General features: G+C 61.4%; 15 protein-coding genes and 2 pseudogenes. 3 read left to right on the top strand and 14 right to left on the bottom strand.

From position 1 onward, the window contains the following. Nucleotides 1–9: 9 nt before the first annotated feature. Nucleotides 10–150: pseudogene (locus AC1RZR_RS34960) on the bottom strand (transposase domain-containing protein); the annotation flags it as partial. Between the two features lie 124 nt (nt 151–274). On the opposite strand from AC1RZR_RS34960, the gene AC1RZR_RS34955 reads away from it, so the two are divergent. Genes AC1RZR_RS34955 through AC1RZR_RS34945 form a run of 3 tightly spaced genes read left to right on the top strand, consistent with a single transcriptional unit; the run spans nt 275 to nt 3,434 of the window. Further along, entirely contained in the window at nt 275–1,516 is a 1,242-nt protein-coding gene (locus tag AC1RZR_RS34955; RefSeq protein ID WP_481829242.1) for a site-specific integrase, read from the top strand. Further along, nucleotides 1,513–2,436: a tyrosine-type recombinase/integrase gene (locus tag AC1RZR_RS34950; protein WP_481829241.1), complete on the top strand. Its 924-nt coding sequence runs from the start codon at nt 1,513–1,515 to the stop codon at nt 2,434–2,436. The genes AC1RZR_RS34955 and AC1RZR_RS34950 overlap by 4 nt, the downstream gene beginning before the upstream one ends. Next, nucleotides 2,433–3,434: a tyrosine-type recombinase/integrase gene (locus tag AC1RZR_RS34945; RefSeq protein WP_481829240.1), complete on the top strand. Its 1,002-nt coding sequence runs from the start codon at nt 2,433–2,435 to the stop codon at nt 3,432–3,434. The genes AC1RZR_RS34950 and AC1RZR_RS34945 overlap by 4 nt, the downstream gene beginning before the upstream one ends. A gap of 110 nt (nt 3,435–3,544) precedes the next feature. On the opposite strand, the pseudogene tnpC reads toward AC1RZR_RS34945, so the two are convergent. The 13 genes and pseudogenes from tnpC to AC1RZR_RS34880 form a co-directional block, all read right to left on the bottom strand. Next, a pseudogene (gene tnpC / locus AC1RZR_RS34940) lies at nt 3,545–4,918 on the bottom strand (IS66 family transposase); the annotation flags it as partial. Nucleotides 4,919–5,027: 109 nt separating this feature from the next. Continuing rightward, nucleotides 5,028–5,354 carry an IS66 family insertion sequence element accessory protein TnpB gene (tnpB, locus tag AC1RZR_RS34935; protein ID WP_481829591.1) on the bottom strand — a complete coding sequence of 109 codons (327 nt, stop codon included), beginning with the start codon at nt 5,352–5,354 and terminating at the stop codon, nt 5,028–5,030. Nucleotides 5,355–5,380: 26 nt separating this feature from the next. After that, nucleotides 5,381–5,827, bottom strand: coding sequence for an IS66-like element accessory protein TnpA (gene tnpA / locus AC1RZR_RS34930; protein ID WP_023772704.1), 447 nt, complete (start codon nt 5,825–5,827; stop codon nt 5,381–5,383). Nucleotides 5,828–6,075: 248 nt separating this feature from the next. Further along, entirely contained in the window at nt 6,076–6,987 is a 912-nt protein-coding gene (locus AC1RZR_RS34925; protein WP_481829590.1) for an SIR2 family NAD-dependent protein deacylase, read from the bottom strand. Between the two features lie 41 nt (nt 6,988–7,028). Continuing rightward, nucleotides 7,029–7,241 carry a putative nitrogen fixation protein NifT gene (nifT, locus tag AC1RZR_RS34920; protein WP_481829239.1) on the bottom strand — a complete coding sequence of 71 codons (213 nt, stop codon included), beginning with the start codon at nt 7,239–7,241 and terminating at the stop codon, nt 7,029–7,031. Further along, complete coding sequence (locus AC1RZR_RS34915) at nt 7,238–7,564, bottom strand: nitrogen fixation protein NifZ (RefSeq protein ID WP_006333875.1); 327 nt, start codon at nt 7,562–7,564, stop codon at nt 7,238–7,240. The genes nifT and AC1RZR_RS34915 overlap by 4 nt, the downstream gene beginning before the upstream one ends. A gap of 90 nt (nt 7,565–7,654) precedes the next feature. Beyond that, entirely contained in the window at nt 7,655–7,849 is a 195-nt protein-coding gene (locus tag AC1RZR_RS34910; protein WP_010913566.1) for a 4Fe-4S binding protein, read from the bottom strand. A gap of 32 nt (nt 7,850–7,881) precedes the next feature. Then, nucleotides 7,882–9,363, bottom strand: coding sequence for a nitrogenase cofactor biosynthesis protein NifB (gene nifB / locus AC1RZR_RS34905; RefSeq protein WP_107652841.1), 1,482 nt, complete (start codon nt 9,361–9,363; stop codon nt 7,882–7,884). Nucleotides 9,364–9,613: 250 nt separating this feature from the next. Continuing rightward, on the bottom strand, nt 9,614–11,374 hold the full coding sequence (nifA, locus tag AC1RZR_RS34900; protein WP_481829238.1) for a nif-specific transcriptional activator NifA: 1,761 nt from the start codon (nt 11,372–11,374) through the stop codon (nt 9,614–9,616). Nucleotides 11,375–11,532: 158 nt separating this feature from the next. Then, a complete protein-coding gene (locus AC1RZR_RS34895) occupies nt 11,533–11,832 on the bottom strand; it encodes a ferredoxin family protein (protein ID WP_006333856.1) in 300 nt (99 codons plus the stop codon). A 12-nt stretch (nt 11,833–11,844) separates the two neighbouring features. Continuing rightward, nucleotides 11,845–13,152: an FAD-dependent oxidoreductase gene (locus AC1RZR_RS34890; protein WP_481829237.1), complete on the bottom strand. Its 1,308-nt coding sequence runs from the start codon at nt 13,150–13,152 to the stop codon at nt 11,845–11,847. 11 nt (nt 13,153–13,163) lie between these two features. Continuing rightward, on the bottom strand, nt 13,164–14,267 hold the full coding sequence (locus AC1RZR_RS34885; protein WP_481829236.1) for an electron transfer flavoprotein subunit alpha/FixB family protein: 1,104 nt from the start codon (nt 14,265–14,267) through the stop codon (nt 13,164–13,166). 20 nt (nt 14,268–14,287) lie between these two features. Further along, a complete protein-coding gene (locus tag AC1RZR_RS34880; protein WP_481829235.1) occupies nt 14,288–15,139 on the bottom strand; it encodes an electron transfer flavoprotein subunit beta/FixA family protein in 852 nt (283 codons plus the stop codon). Nucleotides 15,140–15,257 lie beyond the last annotated feature (118 nt).

Below are 15,257 nucleotides of genomic sequence, written 5' to 3'. Positions count from 1 at the left end.
CCGCTGTTCTCAGGCCACGGCCTTGAGTGGTGCGGGGGCGTAGGCCCAGGGCAGCAGGTCGTCGAGTTGGCTTTGCGGATGGCCGGCGACGATGCGGGTGATGACGTCGGTGAGGTAGGCGTACGGGTCGACGCCGTTGAGTTTTGCGGTTTATGCCGACCGTCGAACTATGCCGAGTGAGCAAGTTTTTACCAATGCTTTCCGTAACGTAGCGGTAGCAGGATCGGCATAGCCTAGGCTCTCTCCGTCGCAATTGATGCGAAGGAGAGGACACATGAACGCAAGTGATTATCTGCAACGCAGCACACTTTATCGAAAGCTGATCCACGGGTCGTATGGCGAGTTCGCCCGCATTTACGCGGCCAGATTGTCGAACGAAGGCTTTGGTCGACAATGCACCTGGCGATCGCTGAGCCTGTTTCGCGAGCTGATGGATTGGCATGTTGGCAACGGGCACGATCCTCACGATTTAAGCGAAGTTCACGTTGACCGGTTTCTTGAGCACCGTTCCAAACACTGGAGCCTCGACTCGGGGGACCGATCGGCGCTCCGACGCTTGCTTTCTTCATTACGGCAAGAAGGTTTGATACCAGCCGTGCCTCCGATTGAGCGCACGGAGCACGAGCAGATTGTTGATGTGTTCGCGGCTTATCTCACAAATGAGAGAGGGCTCGCCGCCTCGACGGTGGAAAGCCATAAGCTGCTCTCACACCGATTTCTGCAGGAGGTCTGCCCGGCTGGCGCAGAGGGGTTTGCAGCGCTTACCCCGGAGATCGTCATCGGTTATGTCGAGCGACATGCTCTCGCTGGCTCCGCCGACAGCGGCAAGGCGATGTGCGGGGTGGTGCGCGCCCTCCTGCGTTACTTGCATCTGAAGGGCTTCATTTCGGTGGCCTTGGCCGATTGCGTGCCGTCCATCCGCCGCTGGCGGCTCGCGGGCCTGCCAACCTTCCTGCCGCCACAGAAGGTCCAGCAGGTTCTTGATGCCTGCGATCGGACCACGGCAATGGGGCATCGGGACTATGCAGTTCTGATGATCCTGGCCAAGCTCGGCTTGCGCGCCAGCGAGGTTGCGGCCGTCAGCCTTGATGACATCGACTGGCGGTCAGGCAAGATCCTTGTCCATGGCAAGGGGCGGCGACAAGCGACGATGCCGCTACGCCACGACGTCGGCACAGCTATCGTCGCTTACATCCGGCATGGGCGACCAGCTTCACCGTGCCGCCGCCTGTTTGTGCGAACGCTTGCTCCGCAGGTCGGCTTTGCCTCCGGCTGCGCCATCACGATGATTGCGAAGCAGGCACTCGAGCGGGCAGGTATTCACGGCTATGCGCACCACGGCGCCCACCTCTTCCGCCATAGCCTTGCGACCGACCTGCTGCGGTCGGGGGCCAGCTTTGCCGAGATCGGCCAATTGCTTCGCCACCGGAGCATCGACAGCACAAGGATCTATGCCAAGCTCGACATCGAGAAGCTGCGCGAACTGAGCCTGCCGTGGCCGGGAGGTGCCGAATGAGCCGGCTTCGAACAGCGCTCGAGCGCTATGTAGGCATGCGCCAGGGGTTGGGATACAAGTACCACGGGCCCGCCCGACGGTTATCGGATTTCGTCACCTTCATGGAGGCTCGCGGCGCCGAGACCATCACCACGGCGCTGGCAATGAAGTGGGTGACGTTGATCGGCCGACAACCGAGTTGGTCCATCCGCCTGACCGATGTGCGCTGCTTCGCTCAGCACCTCGCTCATTTCGACCCCCTGACGGAAGTGCCACCTCAAGACGCTGTGTCGCAGGCGCGGCGGGCAAAGCCCTACATCTATACCGATGCTGAGATCACGGCGCTTCTGGCGGCGGCACTGTCGCTGCCGCCGGCCAACGCCCTGCGTCGCTGGACATATCATTGCCTGTTCGGATTGATAGCGGTGGCCGGGCTACGCCATTCCGAAGCGCTCGACCTGCGCCGGGACGACGTCGATCTCGACCAAGGTATCCTCACCATTTGGGAGACGAAGTTCGGCAAGTCGCGGCTGGTTCCGCTCCATGCCACGACGGTCGCCGTGCTGTCGGACTATGCCGCGCGACGCGACGCGCATCTCGTCGCGCCTCGTAGCCCCTATTTCTTTGTCGCCGAGCAGGGCGGCAGATTGCTGCACCAATACGTGCACCGGGTGTTCTGGCAGCTGTCGCGACAGATCGGTCTGCGGCAGCGGGGGCAGCGCAATGGTCCGCGGATTCACGATCTTCGTCACCGTTTCGCCGTCCAGACCCTGATCAACTGGTATCGTGCGGGCGAAGAAGTCGAGCGGGAACTGCCGGTCCTCTCGACCTTTCTCGGCCACGCCAATGTTCGCGACACCTACTGGTATCTATCCGCCGCGCCGGAGCTAATGACCCATGCCGCGCGACTGCTGGATAAGCGGTGGGAGGCTCGCTCATGAGTGCCCCGAACGATCTGGCCGTGCTGATCGAGCGGTGGTTCACCGATCGGCTCATGCGACATCGAGGCGTAAGCTCCAACACCATCGCCTCCTATCGCGACACCTTCCGGCTCCTGTTTGCATTTGCGCAGACACGCCTTGGCAGGTCTCCGTCGCAGTTGATGCTGCGGGATTTGGACGCGCCTTTCATCGGCGCATTCCTGGAGGACCTCGAGACACAGCGATCCGCCTCAGTGAGGACCCGTAATCTCCGCCTCACGGCCATTCGGTCTTTCTTCAGATATGCGTCATTCGAGGAGCCGGCCCATAGCGCCCAGATTCAACGCGTGCTCGCGATCCCGAGCAAGCGATGCGACAAGCGACAGCTTCAGTTTCTCACCAGGCCCGAGATTGAAGCGATCCTGGCCTGTCCGGATCGCAGCACATGGCTGGGACGGCGTGATCACACTCTGCTCTTGCTGGCCGCGCAAACGGGGTTGCGGGTCTCGGAGATCATCGATCTCGACCGTGACTCGGTGATGCTGGGGCACGGTGCCCACGTGCGATGCGTTGGCAAGGGCCGCAAGGAGCGAAGTACGCCGCTCACCAAAGTTGCACGGCAAGCCCTTCGGGGCTGGCTCAACGAGCCCAGGAAGCGGAGCGCAACGGCTCTCTTTCCGAACACGCACGGCGGCAAGCTCAGCGCCGACGCCGTGCAGGCGCTGCTGAACAAATATGTCGCCAAAGCGCGCGAACACTGCGTCCCCCTTCGCTCGAAGCGGGTGTCGCCCCATGTCTTGCGCCACAGCGCTGCGATGGAATTGCTGCAGGCGGGCGTCGATTGTTCGGTCATCGCCCTGTGGCTGGGCCATGAGACGATGGAAACAACGCTGACCTATCTTCACGCACATCTTGAACTGAAGGAATCCGCACTTGCCAAGCTGAAGCCATATGAACGCGCAAAGGCCGAACGATTTCGACCAAACGACCGGCTTCTTGCGTTCCTGAACGCCCTTTGAGCATGAGAACTATGCCGAGTGTGAACGACCGGTTCTTGGTCGAAATGGCAGGCAAAGCGCGTCATATCGCCATGATCGGAAGAGGCGCTCGGCATAGTTCGGCGGTCGGCATAAACCTGCTTATGCCGCGCGCGGCATAACGCGGTTTCTACGAGCGAGGCGATGGTCGCCCAGTGCTCGCCACCGCCGTCGGAACCGGCGAAGAGCGCATTCTTCCGATTGAGGGCGATTGGCCTGATCGAGCGTTCGACCACGTTGGAGTCGATCTCGACGCGGCCGTCGTCGAGGAAGCGACCAAGTCCGGCCCAGCGCGAGAGCGGGTAGCGGATTGCTTCGGCGAGCTTGCTCTTCTGGCTGACCAGGGCGAGCTTCTCGCGCAGCCATGGCTGGAGGGTATCGATGACGGGGCGGCTTCTCTCCTGGCGGGCGGTGCGCCGCTCTTCGGGCGAGCGTCCCCGTATCTCGCTCTCGATCCTGTAGAGCTCGGCGATGCGCTGGAGCGCCTCCGTGGCAATCGGCGCGGGTCCGGACTGGGCCAGTTCGTAGAAGCGTCGACGGACATGCGCCCAGCAGAACGCCAGGCTCACGGCATTGCGCTCGGCCAGCGCCCGGTATCCGGCGTAGCCGTCGACTTGCAGGATTCCAACGAAGCCCTGAAGGTGGCGCAACGGCTGTTCAGCCTTGCGGTCGGGCGCATAGAGATAGGCGACGCCGGGTGGAGCGATCCCGCCCCAGGGGCGATCGTCGCGGGCGTAAGCGAACAGCTGGCCCGTCTTGGTGCGGCCGCGCCCGGGATCGAGCACCGGCGCCGTGGTCTCGTCGGCGAAGAGCTTGCCGGACGCCTTCAGCCGCTCGAACAGCCGCTCGTGGATCGGCCGGAGCAGGAAGGCTGCCTTGCCGACCCAGTCGGCGAGCGTCGATCGATCCAGGTTCACGCCTTGGCGGGCATAGATCTGCGCCTGGCGATACAACGGAAGGTGGTCAGCGTACTTGCCGACCAGAACATGGGCGACGGTCGCCTCGGTCGGGATGCCCCCCTCGACAAGCCGTGGCGGAGCCGCCGCTTGCACAACGACCTCCTCGCAGCTCCGGCAGGCATACTTCGGCCGGCGCGTGACGATCACGCGGAACTGGGCCGGCACGATGTCGAGGCGCTCGGAGCGATCCTCGCCCATGACGTGCAGCATTCCCTTGCAGCACGGGCAGACCTTGTCGGGGATGTCGATGACCTGCTCGATACGCGCCAGGTGCGCGGGCAGTGCACCGCGGTTGGCGCGGCGCTTGCTGGCGCGAGCCTCGCGCTTGGCGGGATCGGCGGTGTCCTCCGCGGCGAAGCCCTCCGCCTCGATCTGCTCGGCCTCTTCCAGGCCCAGCAGCAGCTGGTCGACCGGCAGGCTCTCTGCCCTGCGGCCGAAGCGGTGGCGCTGCAGTTCCTTGATGATCTGGCGCAACCGCTCGTTCTCGGCGCGCTCCGCCGCGAGCATCGCTTGAAGCGCGATCGGATCGTTGGTCTGAGGCTCGGCCGGGTTGCTCACAAGGCCGATTCAATCATGCATTCCAATGCTTTGCCAGCGCCTCTAGCCTCCCATGGAATCAACTTGCCGCGACCGGCGCGCGCGTCTCGCGGGCGTCATGCACGCGCCGCCAATCCAACCCTTCCAGGAGCGCCTGCAATTGCGCCGCCGACAACCTCACCACGCCATCGGTGATGGCAGGCCAGCAGAACTTCCCGTCCTCCAGACGCTTCGCCAGCAGGCACACGCCGGTGCCGTCGAAGTACACCAGCTTGACCCGGTCGGCGCGCCTGGCCCTGAAGACGTAGACCGCGCCAGAGAACGGATCGGCGCCCATCGTCTCGCGCACCAGCGCCGCCAGGCCTTCGGCCCCCTTGCGGAAGTCCACCGGCTTCGTCGCGACCATCACCTTGACCACACCCGTCGGCCCGATCACGACGGCGCCTTCAGCGCACGGATCACCGCCGCCACCGTCCTGGCGTCGGCGCCACGACCGACCCGCATGGCGACGCCGTCAATCTCCAGCTCTATCACGCCGGTTTCTCGCGCGGCCTTCCGCTGCCGTGTCGATCTCGTGCGCTTCCCCGCCGGTTCGGGCTCCTGTGCCGCAACCACCGCTGGAACAAACAACGGCTCCGGTGCCGGCGCATTCGCCAACGGCACCCGCGCGGACCGGCGCCAGGCGAACAGCTGCTGCGGGGACAATGCATGTCGCCGAGCCACCGCGCTCACCGTCTCGCCAGCATCGTAGCTTTCCGCCACGATCCGCGCTTTCTCCTCCGGCAACCATTCGCGCCGCCGTCCAGAACCCGTGAATATCTCAAGCCGTCGAACCGGCTCCTCGTCCCTGGACTTAAGCGTAAGCTCTGAAATCGTCATGTGTCGAAGCCCTCAAAGGCTCCGAGCATCGTCGCTCACGACAACGCGCGAAAGGTGCCAACGGGACAGCGCTTACGTTCGAGCCCGTCGCCGCTGTGTTCATCCGCAGCATCGAATGCCATATCCGCTGCAGCCTCGAATGAAATAACCGTCGTAGCTTTTCAGAGCGCCTCTCGGAGTTGTTGAAAAACCCGGAAGTCAATTGCCCGTTTTACCTTTTCGGCAATGTTGAGGCGTCTGAGAATGGCTCAAACGATACCCCGTTTGGCTTCATGCAATGTCTCGCCCAGTCCGACGAGACGGGCTGCGGCCTGACCCGTCGGCATGTCAATGACCGTGATTGCGCTTGCCGCAAGGAAACGACGCTCGTTCTTGGTCAGCGTCGCTGTATCGATTGCCGCAAAATGTGGGCCATTGGAGCGCTTCATGATCTGCCGGGCATAGGTGCGCAGCATCTGATCGTTGAAGCGGCAGCCGATGAAGAAAAGACCACGGCTAGCTCGCCGTTCCTTCACCAGGTCAGGGATCGGCGTCTGGATGTCGATTTCGCTCAGCACTTCAACGTAGTCGGAATCTGCGACGAGGAAGTTTGCGGCCGGCCTGGCACCGCCGTGAGGGGCGTAGAGAACCGTCTTCGCCGCTGGTGCGGATTCGAGTACTATCCCGGACAAATCGTAGGCTTTCGTCCAAATGTCACCGATCTCGTGCGCCCGTGTTACGCCCTGTATTTCGACGACGTCCGTTCGGCGGGTCTGTATTAGAGCCGCGCGCATGGCACCGTCGTACCAGCTGTCGACGATCACGGAGAGCGGCAGCGTTGCGAGCCAGGCATGCAAGATGGTCGGCACCACCGGGGCCGCGAATATTTCGGCCATCCAAGCTTGAAGCGTCCGGCGGTGCCGGCGCTGTTCGATATACTGCGCTACCGACCACATGTTGGTGCGAATCTTCGAAGGGGCTGGCGTGCGCTTGTTGAGCGCTGCGGCAACGGCTTCGGGGGTGTGCGGTACGGGCGGTCCCGCGGAGCGGATCTCAAGCAAGCCCGGGCCGAGATAGGGAATGACCTGATCGGCCGCGAGCGCTTTCTTCAAAAGGTCAAGCTGCCTTTCGGCAAAACTGTCCCGAATGACGACGAGATGGCCCGAGGTCATTGTGTTCATGCTCGTATCCCTTTGCCGCTCTCTTTGTGTCAACCCGAAGGTCAGTCCTCGCCGGAAATCTTCCTTGCCTCGACGGTAATCGGCAAAGGCGTGTCCCACGGAAGGTCGGGCAGAACTAACCGCCAGCCGTTCTTCAGCGTCACAGCCCCGCCCCATAAGTGTTCGTTGTCGATCTTGATGAGCGGCTCTTCGAGATCCTTTTTGGGAATATATGCCGACAAGCCGGCACCGGTCCTGCGGATCATTACCCTCATCGGGCCGTTCCTTTGTTAAAGCCAGCACCGATTTCGGCACTGGAAGGAGTCCGGGCCGTCTCAAGGCTCATGAGTTCACGCGCACGCATGCCGACGACGGTGCCGCGATCGACCCATTCGACCGCATAGATGTAGAACTGCTGGAGAAAGGTGCCGATGTCGCGCACATAGCCCTCGTCGCCTTTGCGCACCAGATTTTCACCGATCTCCTTGCCCGGATAGGTGCCGTCATTTTTTATGTGGCGTGTGGCGCGGACCCGCTCACCCGGCATGAATCGCGGGGGTGTACGGATTTCGATGTCCTGTTCGCGTCCGAGGCTCATGGCCGTTCCTTTCTCTCGGCTGCAGCTTTCCAACAGGAGGTCAATGGTCCTGCGGAGGCGCCTCGACCGTGTCGGTAGCCGAAATGGAGGTCAGGCGGGGACGCAAGTCTTCGACACCGGACATACCGAGGCGCATTGCTGCGTTTCGAAGGTCCCCTCGCATTCGGTGCACTTTTTCGGATCGATCACGTAGGTCTCGCCCTTGAACTTAATCGCGCCCGAAGGGCATTCAAACTCACAGGCACCGCACTGGGTGCATTGGGAAGCGATGATCTTAAAGGCCATTTTCAACTCCGGTTCGGTTAGAATGAGGCGGCTCAGGCCGTCGCAGCCAGTGGCTCACTCCCAAACTCGGCGGCGTAAAGCGCGCCGATCGCGGTCTCGATGTAGTCATACCCGTAAGCCTCCGTTGCTCGGATCCCACCTTCCTTGAGACGATCCTCGGGGCAATTTCCAATTCTCGCGCACAGCACGATGTCTACGCCTTCGAGCGTAGAGATGACGCCGTCGAGGCTCTTGTCCTCGGCCCGGCCGCCGAGGCAATACTGTTCGACCTTGCGATGACCGACGAAACTGATCCCTTTCGGCGAGGCCTCATAAACCTGGAATTCCTTCGCATGGCCGAAATGCTCGTTGATGCGGCCGCCACCCTTGGTCGCCACCGCTACCAGAAGCGATTTGCCGGAGCCTGCGGTCTTGACCATCCCGAGCGCCTCGCTCTTGGCCGCCAGGCGATCGCCCCGCTCGCGCGCCACCACTGCCCGATATGTCTCGCGCTTGCTGGCGTCGTACGTGACCTTGTCGGGAAGCCGGTCGAGCGTGAATTCCTGGCCACGATCCTCGCCGAGCAGGCCGACAGCATCGGCCCGGCACTGCCGGCAGTGGCGCATCAACTTGGCGCCGCCTTCGAGACGATCCTGAAGGGCCTTCAGCTCCATTGCCTTGGGGCCGCGCTGCCCACTCAGGCCGTAATGCGTACCGTGCGCCGGGTCGGAAATCAGCGGCATGACATTGTGCAGGAACGCGCCGCGCTCCTTGACCCATTTATTCACCTCGATCAGGTGCTCATCGTTTACGCCGGGGATCATTACCGAATTGATCTTGGTGAGGATGCCGCGCGCCGTCAGCATCTCCAGCCCCGACATCTGTCGTTCGTGCAGGATCGTGGCTGCCTCAACGCCGGTATAACGGCGGTTGTCATAGAAGATCCACGGATAGATCTTGGCACCGATCCGCGGGTCGACCATGTTGATGGTGATCGTCACGTGATCGACATTCATTTCGGCAAGCTCGGCGACGCGGTCTGGCAGCGCGAGCCCGTTGGTTGAGATGCACAGCTTGATGTCGGCGATTTCCTTGGCGACCCGTTGGAATGTCGCCTTTGTGTTCTTCCAGTCGTAACAGGCATCGCCCGGTCCGGCGATGCCAAGCACGGAAAGCTGCGGCACTTCGTTGGCAACCCCGATCACCTTGCGCAGCGCCTGGTCGGGCGTCAGCCTTTCCGAAACGACCCCAGGCCGGCTTTCGTTGGCGCAGTCATATTTGCGATTGCAGTAGTTGCATTGAATATTGCAGGCTGGGGCGACCGCCACATGCATGCGCGCGAAATAGTGGTGCGCTTCCTCTGAAAAGCAGGGATGATCCTTGATCTTCTCCCAGACGGCCGAGTCCATCTCGTGCGGCTTCGCGGAGGAGCCGCAGGATGAAGATGCGCAGCCACCGGATTTCGCTCTCGCCGGCGACTGATCGAAGACTGTCGTGCCGGAAAGGCCCTGTAGCGAAATCATCGGTGCGGACATGGAGCGGCTCCGTGCGTGGTGTGAACATTGCACTTCAGAGCGCAAGAGATATGCCAACTCCAAAAGCGGTCTTATCCGTCATGTTGGCTTTTACGTCGGCCTTTTGTGTCCAATTGTGTCCGTTTCCTGCGACACGGTTTTGTCAGGTCGCCGACAACGGTCAAAAGCAACGCGAAAAGTGACGTCCTGTCTCAGTTACGCCCGGTGCGGGCAGCAACCGCGCCCCCACGTTTGATGTCATCAGGGACGTTTAGAACTTCTTCACTCCGATACGATGCCGGCGCAAAGCATAGCCGACCTGCCGCGGCGTGAGACCAAGAACACGAGCCGCCTTGGCCTGAACCCAGCCGGCTTTCTCCATCGCATCAATCAGCCGGTCGCGTTCCGTCAGACGCGGGTTCATTGCAAGGCAAACGGGATGGTGGGGGTCGCAGGTCTCGCCGGGCGATACCTCATTCTGTGAGGGGCCGACTCGCATGGCAGGCAGCGGCGATCCAACCGGCATCATATTGCCACGTGCGAACTCGTCGACGGCATAGGCGCCGTGCGAACGGCCGACTCCTTTCCACAGAAGCGAAGACAGGCACTGGCTGTTCTGGCAGGCGAAATCCGACGCAGTTATTGTCGTTGAACGCGCAAGTGTGGCCGTCCGTCGCACACAATTCTCCAACTCACGCACGTTGCCAGGGAAATAGCATTGCGACATCAGGTCAAGCGCCGACGGCGTGAAGCCAAGATCGCGATGGTTCTCCTTGTTGAATCGGTCGAGGAGAGCGTTCGCAAGGCGTGGAATATCGCCCGGTCGTTCTCTGAGGGGAGGCAGGACTATTGGCACCACATTGATGCGGTAATAAAGGTCGGCCCTGAACTCTCCATTCCGGACAGCCGTCTCGAGGTCCTTGTTGGTGGCGCATATGAGCCGCACGTCAACTTTTAGGGTCCTGGTGCCGCCCACTCGCTCCAGTTCTCCTTCCTGCAAGACGCGCAACAGCTTGGCTTGAAAGGCAGGCGAAATCTCGCCGATTTCATCAAGCAGCAGGGTTCCGCCATTTGCCAATTCGAACCGGCCAGCGCGCTGCAGGATAGCCCCGGTGAAGGCGCCCTTCTCGTGGCCAAAGAGCTCCGATTCCAAAACGCTTTCGGGCAGTGCGGCGCAGTTCAATTTGACGAAGGATTTCTCCCTCCGATGTGAAAGCTTATGGATGGCCTGTGCAAAGAACTCCTTGCCGGTACCGCTTTCGCCTCGAAGAAGCACGGTGGAATTGGTCCTGGCAACGACCGAGACGATCTCCAGCACTTGCTTGAGCGCGGGACTTTCTCCTATGATTCCGTCGATCTTGACATGCGGATGCCGGGCCGAATGGGTCCTGTCCTCGTCGAGCGACTGCTCTGGTCTCGGTTGCTTCTCGATAAGTCGCTGACCAGCCGTGCTCAAAGTGCGATGCAGGCGGATGGTCCGGCCGACCAGATTGGCGACCATGGCCAGGAAACGTAAGTCCTCCTCGTAGCGGAACCTCGTGGTTCCGTTCCTGACGCGGTCGATCGACAGCGTTCCGAAGATCTTTTCCTCAGCCTTTAGCGGGACACCGATAAACGCAGTTGCGACCGTGCCGCTGCTCGATCGAGGATCAGCCTGAAATAGCTCGGACGTGCTTGTGTCTTGTATGACGATCGGCACTCCAGTAGCGACGATTTTGTCTATTACAGCCTGGGGTATGACGCTGCCGGCGGCTGATTGAGGCACAGCACCGCCGGTAGTTGCGCTAATCTGCGGCTCTCCTTCAGCATCCAGGACGACGATTGCGCCATCACGCATTTGCACAAACGAGGAGAGGATATTCGCGACATTGGCAAGCGTAATCTCCAGCCGGGTCGGGGCAGTCAGAATCTTCGATATCTCGTAGATTCCCCTGAGCAAGCTGTCCGCATTGCGCGCCGCTTCGACCGCAGGTTCAGGCGGAGTGTTCCGAGATACAATTTCACCGACCTGATCTGGAAGCATGTGAGCCATGCAAACACCTCAAGGGTTGTCCAAGGCGCTCCTCCCAGGCCCTTTTTTGTATTTCGAGTTCCAGAAACATAGTATTTTCAGCTTTTCGGGCAATTGTGAACGATATTGGCGGTCTTGACCGCAATTGCGAGCCTCTCGTTTCTCGCTCTTTGCGGCAGTTATCCAAACTTGAAGAGAACGCCAAAGCCGCCGCGCGGGTAATTCCATACGATCTCACCGCTGGCCTCGCACAGCACGCGACAGGTGCCGCATTCCATGCAGCCGTCGGAAGTCGTCTCCACCTGTCCCTTGTCGTTCAACTCATAGCACTTGGCCGGGCAGATATGTGTCAGCGCGAGCAGGTTCGCGCTCGGCCTCTCGTGCGGTCGCACTTTGATATGCGGGCGGCCCGGATCGACCAGATAGCGGTTCTGATAAAGCTTCTCCTCGACACGTAACTTCGTCACGGCCATCGTCATCCTGTTTCTCCTTCAGCGCCACGCGAGTGCCAGGCGGACCACATCGCTGATCAGCCCCCAGCGCGAACGCGCCCTGATGAAGGCAGCAGTGGTCGCCTTTTCCTTCTCGATTTTTGGGGTGCCGTCGACCCGCATGAAGTTCTGCGCGGCCTGCGACAGCAACTGCGGGTAAGTCATGAAGAAATTGCGGGAATTGGTGTGTATCAGGGCCGGCATGTCCTTATATTTCATCAGGTCTTTGACTACGAAGGACTTGTCCAGCATGGTCTTGTAGAGGGCGAGGTTCCTCCTGATCATCGGCTGGTTGCGGCCCTTGATCTCAATGATTGCCTCGCCCGCGATGCGGCCGGAAGTCATGGCGAGGTTCGAACCCTCGCGGTGGATAGCGTTGTTCAGTTGGGCGGCATCACCGACCGCCACCCAGCCGTCGCCGAAGAGCTGCGGAATTGCCTTGTAGCCACCTTCGGGAATGAGATGCGCGGAATACTCCTTGACTTCCGAGCCCGCGATCAGCGGCCGGATCGAAGGATGGTTTTTGAAGTTGTCGAGGAGGACGTAAGGGCTCTCCATTGTCTGGGCGAAATCGGAGACGAGGCAGCCGATGCCGAGAGAGATCGACTCCTTGTTGGTGTAGAGGAAGGCCAGTCCGGCCATGCTGCGGGAAATCGTGCCCGCCGCTTCGATCACGCAGCCTTCGTCGCCCTGGAGGCCGAACCGCTGCTCAATGACCTCATCGGGTAGGAAATGCATTTCCTTGACAGCGAGCGCCACGCTTTCTGGCTTCGGCATCTTGCGCAGGCCGGCCCGTGTACCGAGCAGCCCGTTGACACCTTCTGCGAGCACGACGACGTCCGCGTAGATCGGCCCGCCAGCCCGGTCGGTGCGCACGCCGATCACCTTGCCGCTGGCACTGCGGACAAGTTCGGTCACCGTCGTCTCGCACAGCACCGTCGCGCCGGTCTGGCGCACCTTGCGCGAAAACCACTTGTCGAATTGGGCGCGGATGATCGTGTAGCGATTGGGCTTCGCCTCGTTGAAATCGTCCGATCGATACTGCATCCCGGTGTGGGAGGTGTCGTCCATCACCCAGAATCGCTGCTCGACCAGATGCCGCTCGAGAGGCGCATCATCCCGGAAATCCGGAATGATTTGCTCCAACATGTCGGCGTACATGATGGCGCCCTGGACATTCTTGGAGCCCGGATACTCGCCGCGCTCCAACTGCAGCACCGTCAGGCCCTGGCTTGCCATGGTGTAGGCGGCCGCGTTTCCGGACATACCGGCCCCGACGACGATGGCGTCGAATTCTTGCTCGATCATCACCCTCTCCCTTAGCTCGCAAGCTTGTCGTGGCTGTGCGGCGACAGCCGCCGGGTGAAAGCTTCCGTCAATGCCGGCAGGAAACGGATTGCGTCGGTGACGATGCCGAGATGGGCAAATTCGAAGATCGGGGCGTTCGGGTCGGTGTTGATGGCTACGATCAAATCAGCCCCCTCCACGCCAACCCGATGCTGAATGGCGCCGGAAATCCCGGCCGCTATGTAAAGCTTTGGCCGGATGGTCTTGCCCGTTTGGCCAACCTGCCGATCGGCAGGCATCCAGCCCTTCTGGACCAACGGGCGCGAACAGCCATATTCGGCGCCGATTGCCCGCGCTAGATTCTTCACAAGCTGCAAATTCTCCGCTGAGCCGAGGCCGAGGCCTCCGGCAACCACGATGTCGGCGTAGGCGAGATTTGCCTTTGCCGATTGGCGATCGAGGTTGAAGCCAAGGACTTTGGTGATGATCTCTTCCTCGGTCATTGACAGCTTGTGCCGGATGACACGCCCGACCGGCTTGTCCGTCCGCGGTGGCATGGCCATAACCCTCGGTCGTACCGTGGCCATCTGCGGCCGGTAGTTGAGCGTATAGATCGTGCATAGCAAGGAACCCCCGAAAGTCGGACGGGTCGCGGCGAGCGAACCGTCGACCACATCGAGTTCGGTACAGTCGGCAGTGAGCCCTGTCAGCAAGGTCGTCGCTACTGAGCCAGCGAGATCCCTGCCGAGCGTGGTGGCACCAAGAAGCAGGATCTCCGGTTTGTGGGTATTGACCAGATCCGTCATCGCCTTGGTGAAAGGCTCGTTGCGATAGTCGGCAAGCAGCGGTGCCTCGACCAGGTAGACAAGGTCGGCGCCGTAAGCAAAGCCCTCGGCAACGGCATGCTGCGTGGCCTCGCCCGGCGGTCCGAGCACGATCCCCGCAAGCTGGATGCCTAGCTTGTCGGCGAGCTTGCGGCCTTCGCCAAGCAGTTCGAAGGACACGGGATGGACCTCGCCGCGTTCCAGTTCGATGAAAACCCAGACGTGCCGATAGTCCCTAAAGTGCTCAGGCAATTCCCTCTTGATGCCGGCACGGCCGGCGGCAGGAGGGGCTTCGCGGTTAGCGTTCGACATCATCTCTCCTTGCCGTCCCGTCACTGGCCGCCGTCGAAGGCGAGTTCGTGTTCCAGCGCTGGCTGGCGGGTAAAGATTGAGGCGATCAGTTCGTCAGCGAGGTCGTGCTGCGTCTTGTCCGTCATGTCGATCTGCGTCGCCTTTTCCGCCCGCGTGGTAGGGGCGAAAACGCGCTTGACGACCGTCGGCGAGCCGCGCAGGCCGCATTTGTTGAGGTCCTCAATGCCAGCTTCGGCCGCGCTCCATTTCACGATCTGGCTGCGCGCGGCGCGCATGGCGTCGTCGAGCGAGCCCCTGCGGATTTCGTTGGTGCCTTCCAGCATTGTGATGAGGCAAGGCAGCCTGCTTTTCAGCATCTGCGTACCGCCTTCCGAACGGCGCTTGACGGTGATCTCGCGCGCATCGACATCGATAGAGTCGATCTTCGCCACATAGGTGAACTGCAGGAGGCCGAGGCGCTTGGCGATGCCGGGCCCGACCTGGGCGGTATCGCCGTCAATCGTTTGCTTGCCGGCGAAGACGATGTCCGGCGCGCCGAAGGTCTCGCCAATTCTCACGATTGCCCGAGAAAGCGCGAAGGAGGTCGCCAGCGTGTCGGAGCCGGCAAAACAGCGGTCGGTCAAGAGTACCGCGCGGTCGGCGCCATAGGTGAGCGCCTTGCGCAGCGCATCTTCTGCCATCGGCGGACCCATCGTAAGCACGGTGACCTCGCCGCCATGGGCGTCGCGCAATCTCAGTGCCTCTTCGAGGGCGAACAGGTCGTAAGGGTTGATGATGGTCGGCACGCCCTGGCGCATGATCGTGTTCGTCACCGGGTGGACACGTATCTGCGCGGAGTCCGGCACCTGCTTGATACAGATTACAATGTGCATTGCGTCTTTCTCGGCTCCAATCCGCAAGCGGCCCTGGCGTTCATCTCCTTCGCAGCATCATTCGTGCCAACCGCTTTGCGTTGCTCTGTTTCCTTTTGACATGGGGTTGTTTTCTTCC

This window comes from Mesorhizobium bavaricum (genome assembly GCF_056781655.1).
The sequence above is the reverse complement of the archived record's forward strand: the minus strand, read 5'-3'. Positions and strand labels throughout refer to the sequence as shown.

Excerpts from the sequence above, each read along its gene's own strand:
- AC1RZR_RS34955 (WP_481829242.1), top strand. The coding sequence starts at position 275 with ATGAACGCAAGTGATTATCTGCAACGCAGCACACTTTATCGAAAGCTG.
- AC1RZR_RS34950 (WP_481829241.1), top strand. The coding sequence starts at position 1,513 with ATGAGCCGGCTTCGAACAGCGCTCGAGCGCTATGTAGGCATGCGCCAG.
- AC1RZR_RS34945 (WP_481829240.1), top strand. The coding sequence starts at position 2,433 with ATGAGTGCCCCGAACGATCTGGCCGTGCTGATCGAGCGGTGGTTCACC.
- tnpB (WP_481829591.1), bottom strand. The coding sequence starts at position 5,354 with ATGGTCGCGACGAAGCCGGTGGACTTCCGCAAGGGGGCCGAAGGCCTG.
- tnpA (WP_023772704.1), bottom strand. The coding sequence starts at position 5,827 with ATGACGATTTCAGAGCTTACGCTTAAGTCCAGGGACGAGGAGCCGGTT.
- AC1RZR_RS34925 (WP_481829590.1), bottom strand. The coding sequence starts at position 6,987 with ATGAACACAATGACCTCGGGCCATCTCGTCGTCATTCGGGACAGTTTT.
- nifT (WP_481829239.1), bottom strand. The coding sequence starts at position 7,241 with ATGAGGGTAATGATCCGCAGGACCGGTGCCGGCTTGTCGGCATATATT.
- AC1RZR_RS34915 (WP_006333875.1), bottom strand. The coding sequence starts at position 7,564 with ATGAGCCTCGGACGCGAACAGGACATCGAAATCCGTACACCCCCGCGA.
- AC1RZR_RS34910 (WP_010913566.1), bottom strand. The coding sequence starts at position 7,849 with ATGGCCTTTAAGATCATCGCTTCCCAATGCACCCAGTGCGGTGCCTGT.
- nifB (WP_107652841.1), bottom strand. The coding sequence starts at position 9,363 with ATGTCCGCACCGATGATTTCGCTACAGGGCCTTTCCGGCACGACAGTC.
- nifA (WP_481829238.1), bottom strand. The coding sequence starts at position 11,374 with ATGGCTCACATGCTTCCAGATCAGGTCGGTGAAATTGTATCTCGGAAC.
- AC1RZR_RS34895 (WP_006333856.1), bottom strand. The coding sequence starts at position 11,832 with ATGACGATGGCCGTGACGAAGTTACGTGTCGAGGAGAAGCTTTATCAG.
- AC1RZR_RS34890 (WP_481829237.1), bottom strand. The coding sequence starts at position 13,152 with ATGATCGAGCAAGAATTCGACGCCATCGTCGTCGGGGCCGGTATGTCC.
- AC1RZR_RS34885 (WP_481829236.1), bottom strand. The coding sequence starts at position 14,267 with ATGTCGAACGCTAACCGCGAAGCCCCTCCTGCCGCCGGCCGTGCCGGC.
- AC1RZR_RS34880 (WP_481829235.1), bottom strand. The coding sequence starts at position 15,139 with ATGCACATTGTAATCTGTATCAAGCAGGTGCCGGACTCCGCGCAGATA.